The following is a 16,742-nucleotide window of genomic DNA, read 5'->3' as shown; positions in this document are numbered from 1 at the left end:
ATTCGGTTTGTGGATCGCCCAATCCCAACAACGGATTGAGATGCTATCGACGCACGAATTATAGTCTTTGAACGCGCCTCGCCGCGAAGGCGCCAATAACGACGAGACAGCCGCCATGGAGACAATCGCTTTCCGGATGGTGCTCAACCCCGGCATGCGCGAGGAGTACGAGCGCCGTCACGCAGAGATCTGGCCAGAACTCGTTGACGCGCTGCACAACGCCGGCGTCCGCGAGTACCGAATCTTCTTCGATCCCGGCACCGACCACCTGTTCGCCGTGCTCACGCGAACCACGCATCACACGATGGACGCGCTCCCTGAACTCGAAGTCATGCGCAAATGGTGGGATTACATGGCCGACATCATGCATACAGCCCCGGACCACACGCCGCATCAGCAAGCGCTCGAACAGGTGTTTCGTCTGAGTTCGCTCGGCTGACGTTCATGCCGACATTCGCGTTGACTTTCACGCCTGAAACGACGGAGGCATCGCATGCAGGTTGTCGATTCGCATATTCACTTGTGGGACCTGAAGACGCATCGCTATCCGTGGCTGGAAAACCCTGGCGTGTCGTTCGTTGGCGATGCGCGCGACCTGAAGCACGACTATCTGCTCGCCGATCTGCTCGGCGAAGCCGGGGATATCGATGTGAAGAAAGTCGTGCATGTGGAAGCGAATCACGATCCTGCCGACCCCGTCGAGGAAACGCGCTGGCTGCAGTCCATTGCGGATCGTCATGAATCGGGCGGCATGCCGAACGCGATTGTCGCCGCGGTGGATCTGTCCTCAGCGGATGCGCCCGCGTTGCTGGAAGCACATGCGTCGTTCGCGAATACGCGTGGTGTCCGGCAGATTCTCAACGTGCACGAGAACAGGCTGTTCGATTATGTGGGCCGCCATTTCATGCGCGAGCCGCAATGGCGTGAGAACTTCACATTGCTGCGCCGTTACGACATGTCGTTCGACCTGCAACTGTATCCGTCGCAAATGGAAGAGGCCGCGGCGTTGGCGCGCGCGCACGGCGACACGCTGTTCGCCGTCAATCATGCAGGCATGTTCGTGGATCGCGACAGCGTCGCCGGTTATCGGGCATGGCGCGACGGCATGCGCATGCTGGCGGGTTGCCGGAACGTCTGCGTGAAGATCAGCGGACTTGCGATGTTCGATCATCAGTGGACTGTGGAAAGCTTGCGGCCCTATGTGCTCGAAACGATCGACACGTTTGGAGTTGAGCGAGCCATGTTCGCGTCGAACTTTCCCGTCGATCGTTTGTTCGGCTCCTACGCGGGTTTGTGGCACGCGTACGCAACGATTGTCGAAGGTGCGAGCGCTGCGGAGAAAGAGGCGCTCTTTTGCCGTAACGCGGAGCGTTTCTATCGCATCTGAAGCGGGCCGCGTGGACTCGAGCGAGCCGCGCACGTCATGACATAAAAGAAGGAGACACGCAGTGCAGCAACCTTTATCCGCTGTGCCGAGGCTCGAATTGCGGCATGCGAGCAAATCATTCGGCCGGGTCCGCGCGCTATCGGACGGCGATCTCTCGCTGTGGCCGGGTGAAGTGCATGCGCTGCTCGGCGAGAACGGCGCGGGCAAGTCGACGCTGGTGAAGATTCTTGCGGGCGTCCATCAGCCGGATAGCGGCGAACTGCTGGTGGACGGCGTGGCGCGCCGTTTCGCCACGCCCGCTCAAGCGCGCGATGCCGGGCTCGCGGTGATCTATCAGGAACCGACGCTGTTCTTCGATCTGTCGATCGCGGAGAACATTTTCATGGGACGGCAGCCCGTCGACCGGATCGGGCGCATTCAATACGACGCGATGCGCCGCGAGGTGGACGGACTGCTCGCCTCGCTCGGCGTCGATCTGCGCGCGGATCAACTGGTGCGCGGTTTGTCCATTGCGGATCAGCAAGTAATCGAAATCGCGAAGGCGTTGTCGCTGAATGCGAATGTGCTGATCATGGACGAGCCGACAGCGGCTTTGTCGCTGACGGAAGTGGAACGTCTCTTTGCAATCGTGCGCAAGCTGCGCGAGCGCGACGTGGCGATTCTCTTCATCACGCACCGGCTCGACGAAGTCTTCGCGCTGACGCAACGCGTCACCATCATGCGCGACGGCGCGAAGGTGTTCGACGGTTTGACCGCCGATCTGAACACCGACGCCATCGTGGCAAAAATGGTCGGCCGCGATCTGGAGACGTTCTATCCGAAAGCGGAGAGGCCGCCTGGCGAAGTGCGCCTGTCGGTGCGAGGGCTCACGCGCGTGGGCGTTTTCAAAGACATTTCTTTCGACGTGCGGGCAGGCGAAATCGTGGCGCTAGCGGGGCTGGTCGGCGCGGGTCGCAGCGAAGTGGCGCGTGCGATCTTCGGCATCGACCCGCTCGATGCCGGTCACATCCAGATAGGCGGCAAACCACTCGCGGCCGGCAGTCCTGCCGCCGCCGTGCGCGCAGGCCTCGCGCTCGTGCCGGAAGACCGGCGACAGCAAGGGCTCGCGCTGGAGTTGAGCATCGCGCGCAACGCGTCGATGACAGTGCTAGGCCGTCTCGTCAGACACGGTCTCATCACCACGCGCAGCGAGACGCAGCTCGCCAACCAATGGGGCACACGTCTACGTCTGAAAGCGGGCGATCCGAACGCGCCCGTCGGCACGCTGTCGGGCGGCAATCAGCAGAAAGTCGTGCTGGGCAAGTGGCTTGCCACGAACCCGAAAGTCCTGATCATCGACGAACCCACTCGCGGCATCGACGTCGGCGCGAAAGCCGAGGTGTACAGCGCGCTCGCCGAACTCGTGCGCGACGGCATGGCGGTTCTGATGATTTCGAGCGAATTGCCGGAAGTGCTCGGTATGGCCGACCGCGTGCTGGTGATGCACGAGGGGCGTATCAGTGCGGATATTGCACGTGCCGAGGCCGACGAGGAACGCATCATGGCCGCCGCGCTTGGACAACCGATTCCACCGTTAGGGAACGCGGCATGATGCGCCATTCTTCGACTCATCCCGCGCCGGTCCAGGCGCCGCCGCCTTCGAAGCGCCCGTCGGCCACACCGGGCGGCTTGGCGGCAAACCTTGCAAAGAGCCGCGAGACGACGCTTTTCGTCGTGCTGATTCTATTGATCGTGGGCACCTCTCTCGCGAGGCCGCAGTTTCTGAATCTGCAGAATCTGCGTGACGTTCTGCTCAATGTGTCGATCATCAGCCTGCTGACCGCGGGCATGACGGTGGTCATTCTGATGCGTCATATCGATCTGTCGGTGGGCTCGACGGTCGGCATCAGCGCCTATGCAGTGGGCAGCCTGTACGTCGCGTTTCCGCACATGCCGGTGGTCGTCGCGCTCGCGGCGGGGCTCGGCATCGGTCTCGTGGCGGGCGGCATCAATGCGCTGCTCGTGGCGGTGGGGCGCGTGCCGTCGCTCGTTGCGACGCTGTCCACGCTCTACATCTTTCGGGGTGCAGATTATGCGTGGGTGCACGGCGGACAGATCAACGCTACCAGTCTGCCCGATGCGTTTTCGCGCCTTGCGACAGGCACGTTCTTCGGCATACCGACGCTCGCGCTCATCGCGCTCGTCGTGCTGCTTGCTCTCGCTATTTACCTGAAGCAGTTCCGCGGCGGCCGTGAGCACTATGCGATCGGCTCGAATCCCGAGGCGGCGCGTCTCGCGGGCGTCAACGTCGAACGGCGCGTGATGGCGGGCTTTCTGCTGTCCGGTGCGATTGCGGGCTTCGCGGGCGCACTGTGGCTCGCGCGTTTCGGCACCGTCGACGCCAGCACCGCGAAGGGCATTGAACTGCAGGTCGTCGCAGCTGCCGTGGTCGGCAGCGTCGCGATCACAGGCGGCGTCGGCACGATACTCGGCGCGACGCTCGGCGCGCTCGTGCTGGGCGTGATCAGCATTGCGCTGGTCGTGCTGCACGTCTCTCCATTCTGGGAGCAGGCGATTGAAGGCGCGCTGATTGTCGCGGCCATTACCGCCGATACGTTGCTCGCCCGCTCCGTCGCCAAACGCATGATGAGGAAACGCGATCATGGCTAAACCCGATTCCGCGCTACTCACGCGCAAACGCGAAACGCCGCTGCAATGGGAAGTGTTGCTCGTGATCGTGCTGATTCTGTCGCTCGTGCTCGGGCGGGTGCTGTCGCCGGTCTTTCTGACCGGCGCGAATCTCAGCAACGTGTTGGCGGATCTCACGGAGATCGCGCTAATGGCGTTGCCGATGACGTTGATAATCGTTGCCGCTGAAATCGATCTGTCGGTCGCTTCGGTGCTCGGCGCATCCAGTGCATTGATGGGCGTGCTATGGCACATGGGCTTGCCGATGCCTGTTGTGATCGCGCTCGTACTGGTCGCCGGCGGGTTGGCGGGCCTGCTGAACGGGCTCGTGATCGTCAAGCTGAACTTGCCTTCGCTCGCGGTCACCATCGGCACGCTCGCGCTCTTTCGCGGGCTCGCTTACGTGCTTCTCGGCGACCAGGCCGTCGCAGATTTCCCCGCGGCTTACACGGCGTTCGGCATGGATACGCTCGGCGGAACTTTCATTCCGTTGCCGTTTGCGATCGTGATCGTCGGCGCAGTGCTGTTCACCGTGCTGCTGCAATCCACCGCGTTTGGACGCAGCCTGTACGCGATCGGCGCCAATCCGACCGCCGCCGCGTTCTCCGGCATCGAAGTCACGAAGATCAGGCTGCGTCTTTTCGTACTGTCCGGTTTGATGAGCGCGCTCGCCGGCGTGGTCTACACGCTGCGTTTCACCAGCGCGCGCGGCGACAACGGCGAGGGCTTCGAGTTGTCGGTGATCGCAGCGGTACTGTTCGGCGGCGTGAGCATTTTCGGCGGACGCGGCTCGATGATCGGCGTGCTGCTGTCGCTGCTGATTATCGGTGTGCTCAAGAACGCATTGACACTCGACGACGTTTCGAGCGAGACGCTCACCATCGTCACCGGCGTATTGCTGCTCGCATCGGTGCTGATACCCAATCTGGTCACGCGCTGGCGCGCGGCGCGCGACCGGCGCTTCATCGCGAAGTCCGCTTCCTCTCTATAACGTCATCATCAAACCCGGACAGCCCAACGTCCAAAACACGGCAGGAGACACTTCATGTTCAAACCACTACGTCACACCGGCGCGGCGGCGCTCTGCGTTGCGTTGCTCGCGATCAGTTGCGCGGCGCCCGCCGCGGGCCTGAAAAACGGCCTGAAGATCGCATTCGTGCCGAAGCAGATCAACAACCCATACGAAGTGATTGCCGACGACGGCGGCCTCGCCGCAATCAAGGAATTCGGCGGCGTCGGCAAAGTCGTGGGGCCGTCGGATGCGGGGGCGTCGTCGCAGGTGCAGTACATCAACACGCTGATCACCCAGCGTCAGGATGCAATCGTGATCGCCGCCAACGACGCCAACGCGGTCGTGCCGTATCTGAAGAAGGCGATGTCGCAAGGCATCAAGGTCGTCACGTTCGATTCGGACACCGCACCCGAGGGCCGCCAACTGTTCGTGAATCAGGCGAACGCGGAAGGCATCGGCCGTGGTCAGATTCAACTCGTGTCGAAGCTGATGGGCGGCGAGGGCGAATTCGCGGTTCTGTCCGCGACGCCGAACGCGACCAATCAGAACACGTGGATCAAGTGGATGCAGGAGGAGTTGAAGAAGCCCGAGTACTCAAAGATCAAACTGGTGAAAATCGCTTACGGCAACGACGACGATCAGAAGTCGTTCGTCGAAACGCAGGGTTTGTTGCAGGCATATCCGAACCTGAAGGCGATTGTCGCGCCCACCACGGTCGGCATTGCGGCGGCGGCGCGATACATCTCGTCGTCGTCGAGCAAGGGCAAGGTCGCGGTGACGGGTCTCGGCACGCCGAACCAGATGCGCGCGTTCGTGAAGAACGGCACGGTAAAAGCATTCCAGTTGTGGGACCCGAACGAGTTGGGCTATCTCGCCGGCTACGCGGCGGCGGCGCTCGCGTCCGGAACGATCAATGGTAAGGAAGGCGAATCGTTCGATGCGGGCAAGCTCGGCAAGCGCACCATTGGTCCGCAAGGCGAAATCATTCTCGGACCGCCGACAACCTTCGATGCGAGCAATATCGACAAGTTTAATTTTTGAGGGCGAGCGCTGCGCGCCAGGGCGCGGCGTTCAGGGTAGAGAGCGAGGTGCGCCGGGCGATCAACCGCCGGTGCGCCTCGCGCTGTTTTCGATGACACCGGCCTGAGTATCTGCGTCCACGCCTTTACCTCGCCCAGGGCGATGCTTACGCCCGGCGCGCGACCTACCGCCGAAGCGCGAACCCACGCGCAAAATCAGCAGATGGCGTCGCGCTGCCCCACACCTTGCCGTCCATGAACGTTCGCGCATTCTCCTGCGCGGGCACTGTCACCTTCACTTGCGCGGCGGCTTCGCGATAAAGCTGCGTCTGGTTGATGCTTGCCGCGATCTGCGTGTAATCGCTGCGCGCGTCGATCATGGCCCAGCGCTCGAACTGTGTCAGGAACCACGCGCCCTCGAACGGGTGCGGATAGTTGACCGCTCCGTTGTCGAAAAAGCGCACCGGCAAACCGCGCGGCACGGAAGCGGGAATCACGTCGCCGAAGCGCGCAGCAATCAGGGCCTCGTCGATGCCGATATAGTCCGGCCGCGCAAGCCAGCGCGCGATTTCATTGCGATGACCGGGGCCGTCGAGCCAGCGGCACGCTTCGAGCATCGTCTGTACGAGGGCGCGCGCGGTATTCGGATTCGCGCTCACAAAATCGCGCCGGCACGCGAGCACTTTCTCGGGATGATCGGGCCACACTTCGCTCGTATAGGCGACCGTTCTGCCGACGCCTTCGGCTTCGGCCATCGCGTTCCACGGCTCGCCAACGCACAGGCCGTCGAGCTTGTCTTCGGCGAGCGCCGCGACCATCTGCGGCGGAGGAATCACCACGCTTTCGATGTCGCGCAACGGGTGCACGTCCTGGGCAGCGAGCCAGTAATACAGCCACATCGCGTGCGTGCCGGTCGGGAACGTCTGCGCGAATACCGGCTTGCGCCCGAGCGTAGCGAGCGCTTTGGGCAAGTTGCCATGTTCGGCGAGTGCATCCGCGAGACGGCTCGACAGTGTGACGGCCTGGCCGTTGCGGTTGAGCACCATCAACACGGCCATGTCGGTTTGCGGACCGCCCAGCCCGAGTTGCACCCCGTAGACGAGGCCGTAGAGCGTGTGCGCCGCGTCGAGATCGCCGGATAGCAGCTTGTCGCGCACGGCAGCCCACGAAGGCTGGCGCGACAGTTCGAGCGTGAGGCCGTGCGCGTGACCGAATTCGAGCAGCTTCGCGGCGACGAGCGGCGCCGCATCGGCGAGCGCCACGAAGCCGAGCCGCAAGTGCGTCTTCTCCAACGGCCCTGATACCGACGATGCGAGGTGACTAGCAGTGTTCATGGACGTGCTTCACTTGAGCGATTCAGCCGACGCGACGACCGCGCGCGCGACCTCGGCGAGCTTGACGCCCTGATTCATCGCGCGTTTGCGCAGCGTGGCGTAGGCGGCGTGCTCGGTGATTTTCTGCTGATCCATCAGCAGGCGTTTGGCGCGGTCGATCAGCTTGCGCTCCGCGAGTTCGTTCTCGACTTGCGCGAGGCGTTCGCGCAACTGCGATTCCTGCGCGAACCGCGCGAGCGCGACTTCGAGAATCGGCGCAAGCCGTTCGGTTTCGAGCCCTTCGACGAGATAGGCGGTGACGCCCGCGCCGACGGCGTCGCGGATCAACTGCTGGTTGGCGTCGTGACTGAACATCAGGACCGGGCGCGGCGCGGTCGCGTTCATGACCGCGAGCTGTTCGAGCGTATCGCGCGAAGGCGAGTCCGTATCGATGATGATGACGTCCGGCCGTTCACTCTGAACCGCGCTATGCAACGCGTGCGGCGTCGCGGTGCTGGCGAGCATCTCGTAGCCGAGGCGCGCGAGCGCGTCACGCAGGTCGCCTATCGGCTTATCGGTATCGGTGACGAGGAGAACACGCAGCATGGAGTAGTGGCAATCGACGGCTGACCATCGTTAAAGCAATTTTAATGCCAGTTGCTGCAAAGCCTTTGCCTACGGGCGCCTCAGGTACTCAAGGCCAGCTTTGCGCGGGAAGTCTGCACCATGAAAGGGCGTGCTGGGGCGATGCACCGAAGCGGCGCCGCGGGAAGCAACCATCTGGGGACGACGGAACCGCAAGAGCGCATGACGCGCAATTGACATCGCAACGAGCGTCGCGACGAACTTCTGAGACAAAGCGCCGCCGCTGCGCGCCGCTCAGATTCGAGTCGAGCCGAACCGGAGAAGGCGCGCGAAAGGCTTCGCGAACAACGTTGCTGCAAGGGCACGCCAGCTGGGCCGCAAGGGCCCGCGTGCCGTTCGCCTTAACGGCGACGGAATTGCGAGTTGCTGCGGGCCGCGCCGCCACCGCCTGCGCGCTCGTCTTTGTGACGGAAGTTGATCCGTCCTTTGGTCAGGTCGTAGACCGACAGTTCCAGCGTCACGCGGTCGCCCGCGAGAATACGAATATGGTTCTTGCGCATGCGTCCGGACGCGTAAGCGCCAACTACGACGCCGTTGTCGAGCGTCACGCGGTAACGACTGTCCGGAAGTACTTCGTCGACGATACCGTCAAGTTCAAGCAGTTCTTCTTTCGCCATGCATAACTCCTGGTCGATGGGATAAGGGGTGCGCGACGCCTTGCGGGCGGCGCTGCATCAGATACGGTTGCCAGCGGGCTCCGAGCCCGCTGTTTGCGGCACCGGCTTATGCGCCGGTACTAGTGCCGCGCGTGCTGCCGCGGCTCGTGCCGCTCAAAGATCGGCGACCGACTGGCCGTCCACTCGGCCGTCGATCAGTTGTTCGGCGTGAGCCATGCACGCGATGCGCGCCTTGCCCGTGCCGTCGAACGGAAACAGATACTGCAGGCGGAACACCCGGCCCTCGGCCGCCGCATTGGCGCCCACACGGCAGATGCGCACCGACGCGTCGTAGCCTGCGTCCGGGTTGCGGCTCGTCTGACCGTCTGTGGGACGGCGCGGATAGACGAGCGGGTGAATCTCATAACCCTTGTACGTCTTGACTGCTGAGTTCATAAGCATATAAGTATCCTGTATTACGTGGCCGGTGTGTCACGCGTGTTACGCGCGGCACGACTGGCCCGGCAGCGCAGCACCTTGAGGCGCGCCGCCATGGAAAAAGGTTGGCACAGGCCCAATAGGAAGGGCTTGAGCGCGCCGCGCAAAGTCGCGGATTCGATGGAGAAAAAACACGCTGATGTCGCGCGGACAGCGGGCGGGTAAGCGGAAACCCGCCAAACAACTCAGCTGCACAACTCGCGACGGCTAATGCAGGCGGCGCATTGCCGGAGTGACGGGATCGCCGGCGGGCGGCGGCCGAACAGTCGGGGATGTTGCGGAGATGCCGCGAAAATGCCGGGTTGAGACTGCCAGTGCTGCAAATGCGGAATACGACTATTCCAATATGATGCACTAAATAGGGCTAATTGGATAGCAAAAAGTTCCCCGCACGAACAGACTGCCCGGCCGGCGGGCCTTCGGCGGGACGCCACAAAGCGCGAAGCAGTGGAAAAGAGCGTAGGACGCGGTTAGCCCGACGTTTCGGCAATGCGCTTCTGTAATTCGCGGGACGCCGCCAGCGGGATGCGCGCGTCGTCCCACGAGGCAAGCCATTCGACTTCCTTCGACGTAAAAATCTGTCCGTGATTGCGCAGCGCGTATTGCAGCGAATCGATGATGTGGTTGCGAATGATTTCCGGCGTTCTCTTGTCGTCGAGCACTGCGCGAAATGCTTCGAGCGTTGCCATCTGCTGCTCCGTGAAGTAGATCGCCTTTTATCGCACGAAAAAATAGCGCTTGCCACGCGGACAAAATTCGCCGCGCTCCGGCGGCCATGCCGGGTGGCTACAATGGCGAGTTGCCGGGCGGGGCACGCACCACTGCGCTGCCCGATTTTCCGACCATTGCGCCTCCAACACAGCGCCCTCGAACACTGCCATTCTCAATGCGCCAGACAACCGTGTCTCCTGTGAAAGACCTGCTGCTGGAGCGTTACGCTCCCATCGCCGACGGCATCGCTGCGCTTTTCTATCCGTGCGCGGAGGTCGTGATTCACGACTTGCGGGATCAGACCATCGCCTACCTCGTGAACAATCTGTCGAAGCTCGAAGTAGGCGGCCCCTCGGTGCTGGACGAAGTGCACTATGCGGCGCGCGGCCGCACCATCGGCCCTTACGAGAAGCTCAATTGGGACGGCCGGCGCATGCGTTGCGTGAGCAACATCCTGTTCGACGACAACGGCAAGCCTGCCGGCATGCTGTGCATCAACTTCAATATCGCGGTGTTCGAGGACGTGCGCTCCACGCTCGATCTCTTTATCAGGGGCGGCAATCTGACCGACGCACCTGCCGAAGACCTCTTTCGCGACGACTGGCAGGACCGGATCAACACTTACCTGCACACGTGGCTGCGCGAGCGGCAAATCGGCATCAACGCGCTCACGCGCGAGCATAAGCGCGAAATCGTCGAGGCGCTGCATGCGCAGGGGGCGTTTCGCGGACGCAGTTCGGCGAACTATGTAGCCGCCGTACTTACGATGGGGCGCGCGACCGTCTATAAAATTCTGAAACAGATGAAAGAGGGCGGCTGAGCCTGGCGCTTCCACACAAGGACAATTCAATGGTGCAGACCACACGTTACCGGCATTACAAGGGCGGTATTTACGAACTGATATGCGAGGCGACGCTGGAGTCGGATCCGGCTATCACGATGATCGTCTACAAGGCGGCCAACGGCACGGTCTGGACACGCCCGGCATCGGTATTCTTCGAGTTCGTGGAGCATGAAGGCGCTAAGGTGCCGCGCTTTGCTGCGATAGAGTGAACGCGCGCAACCCGGACGGACTGGCATCGGGTATACACGTCGCGGCGTTTAGCGTCACGGCCGCAATTCGATGGCTTCCGGCGCTTCGATCACTACGTCGGTTTCGGCAATCGCAACGCACGGCAAGATGTAGCCTTCCTGTTTTTCCTCACGGCTGAGGCCGGGCCATTCGATCATATAGCGCACGCGTCCGGCCGTCATTTTGCACAGACACGTGCGGCAAGTGCCGTTGCGACACGAGCGGGGCAGACGCAGGTTCGCAAAGCCGGCGGCTTCGAGAATCGTCAGCGAATCGGGTGCTTCGAAGCTGCAGCCGAGCGGCTCCACGCGAACGAGAGGCGGGCGGTTTGGATCGGACATCGTGTAAATGTGTGGCTGGACGCGTCACACTTTACACGGCGGATGGATAACGCGCGGGGCGAATAGGCGGGTGGCACCGCTAATGAGTCACGCCGCCGCGCCGCAAATAGCGGTACACCGTATTGCGCGCGAGCCCCAGTTCTCGTGCCGCGGCCGACACGTTGCCGTCGAGGCGCGCCAGCGTCTGCGCGATCAGCGCGGCTTGCCAGTCGTCCATTCGCGACGGCTTGGGTGTTTGCGCGCTGCCTTCGTTGCCTGTCGCATCATCGACGGCCTCGAGGGCTGACGGCGCAGCGGCATCGGCAGCGGCATCGACGCAATCGTGCAGAAAGTCTTCGGGCAAATCGTCGAGTTCGATCTGATCCGTACCCTCGGCCATGATGCTTGCGGTGCGCAGTACATTTGCCAGTTGCCGCAGATTGCCGGGCCAGCGGCATTGCATGAAGCGTTCGAGCACCGCCGTCGAAACGCGGCGCGGCAAGCCGTCGCCCTCGCGTTGGAGTTCGAGCATCCGCTCGACCAGCGCGGCGAGATCCGTGCGCTCGCGCAGCGCGGGCAAGGTCACCACGAATCCATTGATCCGGTAGTACAGATCTTCGCGGAAGGTGCCTTCTGCGATCATCGCGCGCAGATTGCGGTGCGTCGCGCAAACGATCCGCAGGTCCACCGGAATCGCGCGAGTTCCGCCGAGCGGCACCACCGTGCGTTCCTGCAGCACGCGCATCAGCCGCACTTGCTGTGCGAGCGGCATATCGCCGATTTCATCGAGAAACAGCGTCCCGCCGTCGGCCTGCACGATCTTGCCGACGCTGCCCCGCTTTTTAGCGCCGGTGAACGCGCCGTCCTCATAGCCGAACAACTCCGCTTCGATCAACGTATCGGGCAGCGATGCGCAATTCAACGCGACAAACGGCGCCGCGCGCCGCGGCGAATCGTGATGGATCGCGCGCGCGAGCCACTCCTTGCCGGTTCCCGTTTTCCCGAGGATCAGGATCGGAATGTCGCGGCCGCGAACCTTGGACACGCGCGCCAGAATCGCGGACATTTGCGCGTCGCCGGTGTCGAGCGTTTCGAGCGTGGCGAGCGGCGCCGGATCGGCGGTATGCGGCACATGACGCACACCTTTCGACGCAACGCTGCGCGTCCTTTCCGTCTCGCCCATTGAAGGCGCCACATAACGCTGCGCCGAATATTCTCCGCGCGCGACGACCCGCACTCCGCTCGGCAACGTGAGCACGACGTTCTCGCCCGGCGCGCGAGCGATCCGCTGCAACACGTTGGCGAATGCGACGCCGAAAAGCGCGTGGAACGGTTGTCTCTGCAAAGCGGCGAGCGGCTGGCCGAACTGGAACAGCGCGCTCCGGTTTGCCGAGAGGAATGTGCCGTCCGCGCCGAACGCGGCGAGTCCTTCGAAGAGCGTACCGATGAATTCGGCGCGCGCGTGAAAGTGCACGCGAACCGCATCGGCGAATTGATTGGAGAACAGATGATTCTCGATCATCTGCGCGGACATGCGCACGAGCGCGAGTGTGTGTTTGTGAAAGCCGCGTGTGTCGCCGCTGACGTCGAGTGCGCCGATGGTGTGCCCGAACGGATCCGCAATCGGCGCGCATGAACAGGTGAGAATACGGTTAGCGTGCAGAAAGTGTTCGTCTGCGTGAACGACGGTCGGCTGTGCGTCGACGAGCGCAGTGCCGATAGCATTCGTGCCGCGATCCGCCTCGGCCCATGACACACCCGGACACAGCGCGACGCGGTTCGCCTTTTCGACGAAATCGCTGTCGCCGAGACTGTGCAGGATCACGCCGTGACTGTCGGTGAGCAGCACCATGCTTTGCGTATCGACGATCTGCGCGTGCAGCGTCTCCATGACCGGCAACGCGTGCGTATAAAGCGACTGATTGCGATCGACCAGTTCGCGCAGCGCAGGCCGGCCCAGCGGATGAAAATCCGGCGTTTCCGATGCGCGCAGCCCGAGTTCGACCGAGCGCGCGTGAGCTTGCGCGATGACGTCGGGTCGGCCCACGGTGGGCGGCGTTGCAGAGCGATGGCTCAAGACATGTCTCCGGTAATCGGACAGGGCGGGTACGTTGCCCGCCTTTCGATGCCGCAGCGCAGCATGCACGCTTGCGGCCCAACACCGATAGTACAGGACCCAAACCGTTGCGCGCGGCAGGGAAAACACCGCGGTGGCACGACGCACCGTGCACAATCTGTGCGCGCGCCGCACCGCGATCAGGCAAACAAAAATGAAAACTTGCGCCGCGCGCCAACTCGTCTAAAGTGAATCAAATCATCCTCGCGAGGCGCGAACTGCGTCCGCATGCGACGGATGACGAGCCCGCGTCGCCAGCATTGGACAAGGAGGAAGAAGCTGCAGGCGCGACCAGCTGCAACCGGCGTGCGCATTACCCAAGCGAATCATGCGCAGTGCCCAACTTCCAGGTGACTCCCATGCAGATCCTTTTCCCGAACGAAAGTCCTGAATATTCAGGGCGCGAACTCACCCTGGCGTTCCCGGCGCTGATCGATGGGCAGAGGGTCGAGTGCATGATCACTGCGGAAGCGCTGGAAGATCACTTTGGCGCCGCCTCGCCCCGCCTCGAAGACATGGTGGGCGCGTTCGACACGCACCGCGAGCGTATCGAAGCAGCCACGCGGCGCCTCTTGTCGGAGACGAGCGCGCAATGCGTCGTGCTGCGAAGCGGCTATGTGCGCTTTTATGAAGCGAACTGGCGCGCCTGAGCAGAGCGGCACGCCGGGCCCGGTGTGAACTTACTCGCTGCCGAGATAGAAATAGCGGAACAGAAAAATCGCGGCGATGATCCACACCACCAGCTTCACCTGGCGCGCGCGGCCCGTGAGCAGCTTCAGCCCCGCATACGAGATGAAACCGAACGCGACGCCGTTGGCGATGGAGTAGGTGAACGGCATCAGCAGTGCGGTTAGCGCGGCCGGTACGACTTCGGTTGCGTCGTCCCACGGCAGGTCGACCATCTCGCGCAGCATCAGGCACGACACATAGAGCAGGGCCGGCGCCGTCGCGTAACCCGGCACCACGCCCGCGAGCGGCGCGAAAAAGAGCGCCGCGAGGAACAGCACGGCCACGGTGATGGCGGTTACGCCGGTGCGCCCGCCTGCCTGGACGCCAGACGCGCTCTCGATATAAGCGGTGGTGGACGATGTGCCCAGCATCGAGCCGGCCAAAATGGCCGTGCTGTCGGCGAGCAACGCGCGGTTCAGGCGGTGCATCTTGCCTTCCACCAGCAGCCCCGCGCGATTGGCCACGCCCATCAGCGTGCCGGTTGCATCGAACAGTTCGACGAGGAAGAACACCAGAATCACGTTCAGCACACCCGTGGACAATGCGGCGCGAATGTCGAGCTGAAAAAGTGTCGGCGAAATTGACGGCGGCGCTGAGACGATGCCGTGAAACTGGTTGCCGCCAAAGAAAAAGCTCAGCACGGTCACGCCGACAATGCCGATCAGAATTGCGCCGCGCACGCGCAGATAGTCGAGCGTGACGATGGCAAAGAAGCCGATCACCGCGAGCACCACGTGTGGGTTATGCAGATCGCCGAGCGTGACGAGCGTGGCCGGATTGCCGACCACCACGCCCGCCGTCTTCAGCGAAATGATCGCGAGAAAGAGGCCGATGCCGCCGGTAATGGCAATGCGTATGGAGTGCGGAATGCCGGTGACGATCACTTCGCGCACGCGAAACAGCGTGACCACGAGGAACAGGCAGCCGGAAATGAACACCGCGCCGAGCGCGGCTTGCCACGTGAAACCCATGCCCTTGACCACGGTGTACGCGAAGTACGCGTTCAGGCCCATGCCGGGCGCGAGCGCAATCGGGTAGTTCGCATAAAGGCCCATGATCAGCGAGGCCAGCGCCGCGACGAGACAGGTCGCGACGAACACGGCGTCTTTCGGCATCCCCGCGTCGCCCAGAATTGCCGGGTTGACGAAGATGATGTAGGCCATCGTCAGGAAAGTCGTCAGGCCGGCCAGCACTTCTGTGCGCAGGTTTGTGCCGGCCGCGTCGAGGCCAAAGTAGCGTTTTATGGAATCCATATGGCGGGTCTCTCGTCGTAGGGGCGAGATGATACCTTGCCAGCGCCCCCGCCGCAGCCGCAAGCGAATTTACGACGTCGCGCCGGGATGGCCGAAGCCGGAGTCGAAAGAAGAGCGGCAGAACACGCTCGAGTTGCTCGCCGCTCGCGACCGTTGCGATCGCGGATGCGGGCAGCGCGGCCTGCCGTTCAGCAGCACGATGCTTATTGCGTGACGGTCGGCGCCGGCTGCTGCGAGCGCCGTTCGGCGACGATTCGCGCGGCGAGCTGCGCGTTGTTCGGGTAACTGAGCCAGTCGAGCGGATCGTAGCCGGCGGCGCGCCACTCGACCAGATCGGCCTTGACCTCGGCGCGTGTTTTCGGCGCGGAGGGATCGTAGGGCCGCGTTGAAGACTGCGCAAACGCGGCGCTCATGCTGGCGGCGGCCAATAGCGCGCCGAATCCGATTCGAAAGAACACTTTCATGATGGGCTCCCTGGGAGCGGTGATAGACGACTCAAACATTTTAGATTTCGCACGCATCTGGAATAAGGCGCTGCGAGGCAATGTACCGTTTCATCCGGTGAGCGAAAGCAGGGCGAGGGACCAAGGCGTGGCGATCAAGGCGCCGGCGGTCTGGTGAGACGCTCGACCACCGCGTTGAGCAGGTCGACCGGTAGCGGAAAGACGATGGTCGAATTCTTGTCGGCGGCAATGGTCGTGAGGGTTTGCAGATAGCGCAGCTGCATCGCCTGCGGCTCGCGCGCGAGCGTCTGCGCCGCTTGCAGCAGTTGCTGCGACGCCTGCAATTCGCCTTCCGCGTGAATCACCTTGGCGCGCCGTTCGCGCTCCGCTTCGGCCTGACGGGCAATCGCGCGGATCATGGTTTCGTTGATGTCGACATGTTTGATTTCGACGATCGCGACCTTGATGCCCCAGGCATCGGTCTGCGCGTCGAGTACTTTCTGGATGTCGGCGTTCAGTTGCTCGCGCTCCGCGAGCAGTTCATCGAGTTCGTGCTTGCCGAGCACTGCGCGCAGCGTCGTTTGCGATAGCTGGCTGGTCGCTTCGAAGTAGCGCGCCACCTGGATCACGGCTTTTTCCGGATCGACGACGCGGAAGTACACCACGGCGTTGACCTTCACCGAGACGTTGTCGCGCGTGATCACATCCTGCGGCGGCACGTCGAACACGATGGTGCGCAGATCCATGCGCACAGCCTGCTGGACGATCGGAATGATAAGCACGAGGCCCGGCCCCTTGACCTTCCAGAAGCGCCCGAGCATGAACACGACGCCGCGTTCGTACTCGCGAAAGATCCTTATCGACGAAGCGATCAGCGCGGCCGCCATCAGGATCAGAATACTGGTGAAGCCAAAAGTAAACCCAATCATGAATGTCTCCTGTCGACCAGAGTTAGCGCTTC

Annotated in this window: 19 protein-coding genes; 9 read left to right on the top strand and 10 right to left on the bottom strand. The window is 62.8% G+C overall.

The features are described 5' to 3' along the window. Positions 1-115: 115 nt before the first annotated feature. The 6 genes from rhaM to rhaS all read left to right on the top strand — a co-directional run bounded on the left by rhaM (position 116) and on the right by rhaS (position 6,107). A complete protein-coding gene (gene rhaM, locus JMY24_RS15610) occupies positions 116-439 on the top strand; it encodes an L-rhamnose mutarotase (RefSeq protein ID WP_128585713.1) in 324 nt (107 codons plus the stop codon). A 54-nt stretch (positions 440-493) separates the two neighbouring features. Continuing rightward, positions 494-1,387 (top strand): amidohydrolase family protein, encoded by an 894-nt coding sequence (locus JMY24_RS15605; RefSeq protein ID WP_128597236.1) that lies wholly within the window; start codon positions 494-496, stop codon positions 1,385-1,387. A 61-nt stretch (positions 1,388-1,448) separates the two neighbouring features. Further along, the gene (locus tag JMY24_RS15600) at positions 1,449-2,978 is read left to right on the top strand and encodes a sugar ABC transporter ATP-binding protein (RefSeq protein WP_128597235.1); all 1,530 of its coding nucleotides are present in this window, start codon (positions 1,449-1,451) and stop codon (positions 2,976-2,978) included. Further along, entirely contained in the window at positions 2,975-4,036 is a 1,062-nt protein-coding gene (locus JMY24_RS15595) for an ABC transporter permease (RefSeq protein ID WP_128597234.1), read from the top strand. Before JMY24_RS15600 ends, JMY24_RS15595 begins: the two co-directional genes overlap by 4 nt. Beyond that, the gene (locus JMY24_RS15590; RefSeq protein WP_128597233.1) at positions 4,029-5,045 is read left to right on the top strand and encodes an ABC transporter permease; all 1,017 of its coding nucleotides are present in this window, start codon (positions 4,029-4,031) and stop codon (positions 5,043-5,045) included. The genes JMY24_RS15595 and JMY24_RS15590 overlap by 8 nt, the downstream gene beginning before the upstream one ends. Positions 5,046-5,099: 54 nt before the next feature. Beyond that, on the top strand, positions 5,100-6,107 hold the full coding sequence (gene rhaS, locus JMY24_RS15585; RefSeq protein ID WP_027775846.1) for a rhamnose ABC transporter substrate-binding protein: 1,008 nt from the start codon (positions 5,100-5,102) through the stop codon (positions 6,105-6,107). 163 nt (positions 6,108-6,270) lie between these two features. Here the strand turns inward: rhaS and JMY24_RS15580 are convergent, their stop codons facing one another. The 5 genes from JMY24_RS15580 to JMY24_RS15560 form a co-directional block, all read right to left on the bottom strand. Beyond that, complete coding sequence (locus JMY24_RS15580) at positions 6,271-7,419, bottom strand: CmpA/NrtA family ABC transporter substrate-binding protein (RefSeq protein WP_128597232.1); 1,149 nt, start codon at positions 7,417-7,419, stop codon at positions 6,271-6,273. 9 nt (positions 7,420-7,428) lie between these two features. After that, positions 7,429-8,004 (bottom strand): ANTAR domain-containing response regulator, encoded by a 576-nt coding sequence (locus tag JMY24_RS15575; RefSeq protein WP_128597231.1) that lies wholly within the window; start codon positions 8,002-8,004, stop codon positions 7,429-7,431. A 380-nt stretch (positions 8,005-8,384) separates the two neighbouring features. After that, positions 8,385-8,660 (bottom strand): translation initiation factor IF-1, encoded by a 276-nt coding sequence (infA, locus tag JMY24_RS15570; protein WP_013343004.1) that lies wholly within the window; start codon positions 8,658-8,660, stop codon positions 8,385-8,387. A gap of 153 nt (positions 8,661-8,813) precedes the next feature. Then, positions 8,814-9,095, bottom strand: coding sequence for a hypothetical protein (locus tag JMY24_RS15565; RefSeq protein ID WP_027775843.1), 282 nt, complete (start codon positions 9,093-9,095; stop codon positions 8,814-8,816). Between the two features lie 512 nt (positions 9,096-9,607). Beyond that, positions 9,608-9,826: a hypothetical protein gene (locus JMY24_RS15560; RefSeq protein ID WP_128585719.1), complete on the bottom strand. Its 219-nt coding sequence runs from the start codon at positions 9,824-9,826 to the stop codon at positions 9,608-9,610. Positions 9,827-10,023: 197 nt separating this feature from the next. On the opposite strand from JMY24_RS15560, the gene JMY24_RS15555 reads away from it, so the two are divergent. Both JMY24_RS15555 and JMY24_RS15550 read left to right on the top strand, forming a co-directional pair. Beyond that, entirely contained in the window at positions 10,024-10,668 is a 645-nt protein-coding gene (locus tag JMY24_RS15555) for a helix-turn-helix transcriptional regulator (RefSeq protein ID WP_020066237.1), read from the top strand. A 29-nt stretch (positions 10,669-10,697) separates the two neighbouring features. Beyond that, entirely contained in the window at positions 10,698-10,901 is a 204-nt protein-coding gene (locus JMY24_RS15550; RefSeq protein WP_128597230.1) for a DUF1653 domain-containing protein, read from the top strand. A gap of 54 nt (positions 10,902-10,955) precedes the next feature. On the opposite strand, the gene JMY24_RS15545 is transcribed toward JMY24_RS15550, so the two are convergent. After that, on the bottom strand, positions 10,956-11,261 hold the full coding sequence (locus tag JMY24_RS15545; RefSeq protein WP_128597229.1) for a 2Fe-2S iron-sulfur cluster-binding protein: 306 nt from the start codon (positions 11,259-11,261) through the stop codon (positions 10,956-10,958). 79 nt (positions 11,262-11,340) lie between these two features. Then, positions 11,341-13,317 (bottom strand): sigma-54-dependent Fis family transcriptional regulator, encoded by a 1,977-nt coding sequence (locus tag JMY24_RS15540; RefSeq protein WP_128597228.1) that lies wholly within the window; start codon positions 13,315-13,317, stop codon positions 11,341-11,343. Between the two features lie 398 nt (positions 13,318-13,715). Between JMY24_RS15540 and JMY24_RS15535 the strand changes: the two genes are divergently transcribed. Next, positions 13,716-14,006 carry a DUF1488 family protein gene (locus JMY24_RS15535; RefSeq protein WP_128592544.1) on the top strand — a complete coding sequence of 97 codons (291 nt, stop codon included), beginning with the start codon at positions 13,716-13,718 and terminating at the stop codon, positions 14,004-14,006. A gap of 30 nt (positions 14,007-14,036) precedes the next feature. On the opposite strand, the gene JMY24_RS15530 is transcribed toward JMY24_RS15535, so the two are convergent. From JMY24_RS15530 to JMY24_RS15520, 3 genes are all read right to left on the bottom strand, one after another. After that, positions 14,037-15,338, bottom strand: coding sequence for an NCS2 family permease (locus JMY24_RS15530; RefSeq protein ID WP_128597227.1), 1,302 nt, complete (start codon positions 15,336-15,338; stop codon positions 14,037-14,039). Between the two features lie 203 nt (positions 15,339-15,541). Further along, positions 15,542-15,802 (bottom strand): DUF4148 domain-containing protein, encoded by a 261-nt coding sequence (locus tag JMY24_RS15525; RefSeq protein ID WP_128597226.1) that lies wholly within the window; start codon positions 15,800-15,802, stop codon positions 15,542-15,544. Between the two features lie 134 nt (positions 15,803-15,936). Further along, the gene (locus JMY24_RS15520) at positions 15,937-16,710 is read right to left on the bottom strand and encodes a slipin family protein (RefSeq protein ID WP_128592598.1); all 774 of its coding nucleotides are present in this window, start codon (positions 16,708-16,710) and stop codon (positions 15,937-15,939) included. Positions 16,711-16,742: the final 32 nt, after the last annotated feature.

The sequence above is a fragment of the Paraburkholderia kirstenboschensis genome, from assembly GCF_904848585.1.
In the GTDB taxonomy this organism is placed as follows: Bacteria; Pseudomonadota; Gammaproteobacteria; order Burkholderiales; family Burkholderiaceae; genus Paraburkholderia; species Paraburkholderia kirstenboschensis.
This window is presented reverse-complemented; position numbering and strand designations above follow the sequence as displayed.

Bases quoted from the DNA above. Each gene is read 5' to 3' on its own strand.
- JMY24_RS15525 (WP_128597226.1), bottom strand. From the start codon at position 15,802: ATGAAAGTGTTCTTTCGAATCGGATTCGGCGCGCTATTGGCCGCCGCC.
- JMY24_RS15605 (WP_128597236.1), top strand. From the start codon at position 494: ATGCAGGTTGTCGATTCGCATATTCACTTGTGGGACCTGAAGACGCAT.
- JMY24_RS15590 (WP_128597233.1), top strand. From the start codon at position 4,029: ATGGCTAAACCCGATTCCGCGCTACTCACGCGCAAACGCGAAACGCCG.
- JMY24_RS15595 (WP_128597234.1), top strand. From the start codon at position 2,975: ATGATGCGCCATTCTTCGACTCATCCCGCGCCGGTCCAGGCGCCGCCG.
- infA (WP_013343004.1), bottom strand. From the start codon at position 8,660: ATGGCGAAAGAAGAACTGCTTGAACTTGACGGTATCGTCGACGAAGTA.
- rhaM (WP_128585713.1), top strand. From the start codon at position 116: ATGGAGACAATCGCTTTCCGGATGGTGCTCAACCCCGGCATGCGCGAG.
- JMY24_RS15555 (WP_020066237.1), top strand. From the start codon at position 10,024: ATGCGCCAGACAACCGTGTCTCCTGTGAAAGACCTGCTGCTGGAGCGT.
- JMY24_RS15535 (WP_128592544.1), top strand. From the start codon at position 13,716: ATGCAGATCCTTTTCCCGAACGAAAGTCCTGAATATTCAGGGCGCGAA.
- JMY24_RS15550 (WP_128597230.1), top strand. From the start codon at position 10,698: ATGGTGCAGACCACACGTTACCGGCATTACAAGGGCGGTATTTACGAA.
- JMY24_RS15530 (WP_128597227.1), bottom strand. From the start codon at position 15,338: ATGGATTCCATAAAACGCTACTTTGGCCTCGACGCGGCCGGCACAAAC.
- JMY24_RS15560 (WP_128585719.1), bottom strand. From the start codon at position 9,826: ATGGCAACGCTCGAAGCATTTCGCGCAGTGCTCGACGACAAGAGAACG.
- JMY24_RS15520 (WP_128592598.1), bottom strand. From the start codon at position 16,710: ATGATTGGGTTTACTTTTGGCTTCACCAGTATTCTGATCCTGATGGCG.
- JMY24_RS15575 (WP_128597231.1), bottom strand. From the start codon at position 8,004: ATGCTGCGTGTTCTCCTCGTCACCGATACCGATAAGCCGATAGGCGAC.
- rhaS (WP_027775846.1), top strand. From the start codon at position 5,100: ATGTTCAAACCACTACGTCACACCGGCGCGGCGGCGCTCTGCGTTGCG.
- JMY24_RS15565 (WP_027775843.1), bottom strand. From the start codon at position 9,095: ATGAACTCAGCAGTCAAGACGTACAAGGGTTATGAGATTCACCCGCTC.
- JMY24_RS15580 (WP_128597232.1), bottom strand. From the start codon at position 7,419: ATGAACACTGCTAGTCACCTCGCATCGTCGGTATCAGGGCCGTTGGAG.
- JMY24_RS15545 (WP_128597229.1), bottom strand. From the start codon at position 11,261: ATGTCCGATCCAAACCGCCCGCCTCTCGTTCGCGTGGAGCCGCTCGGC.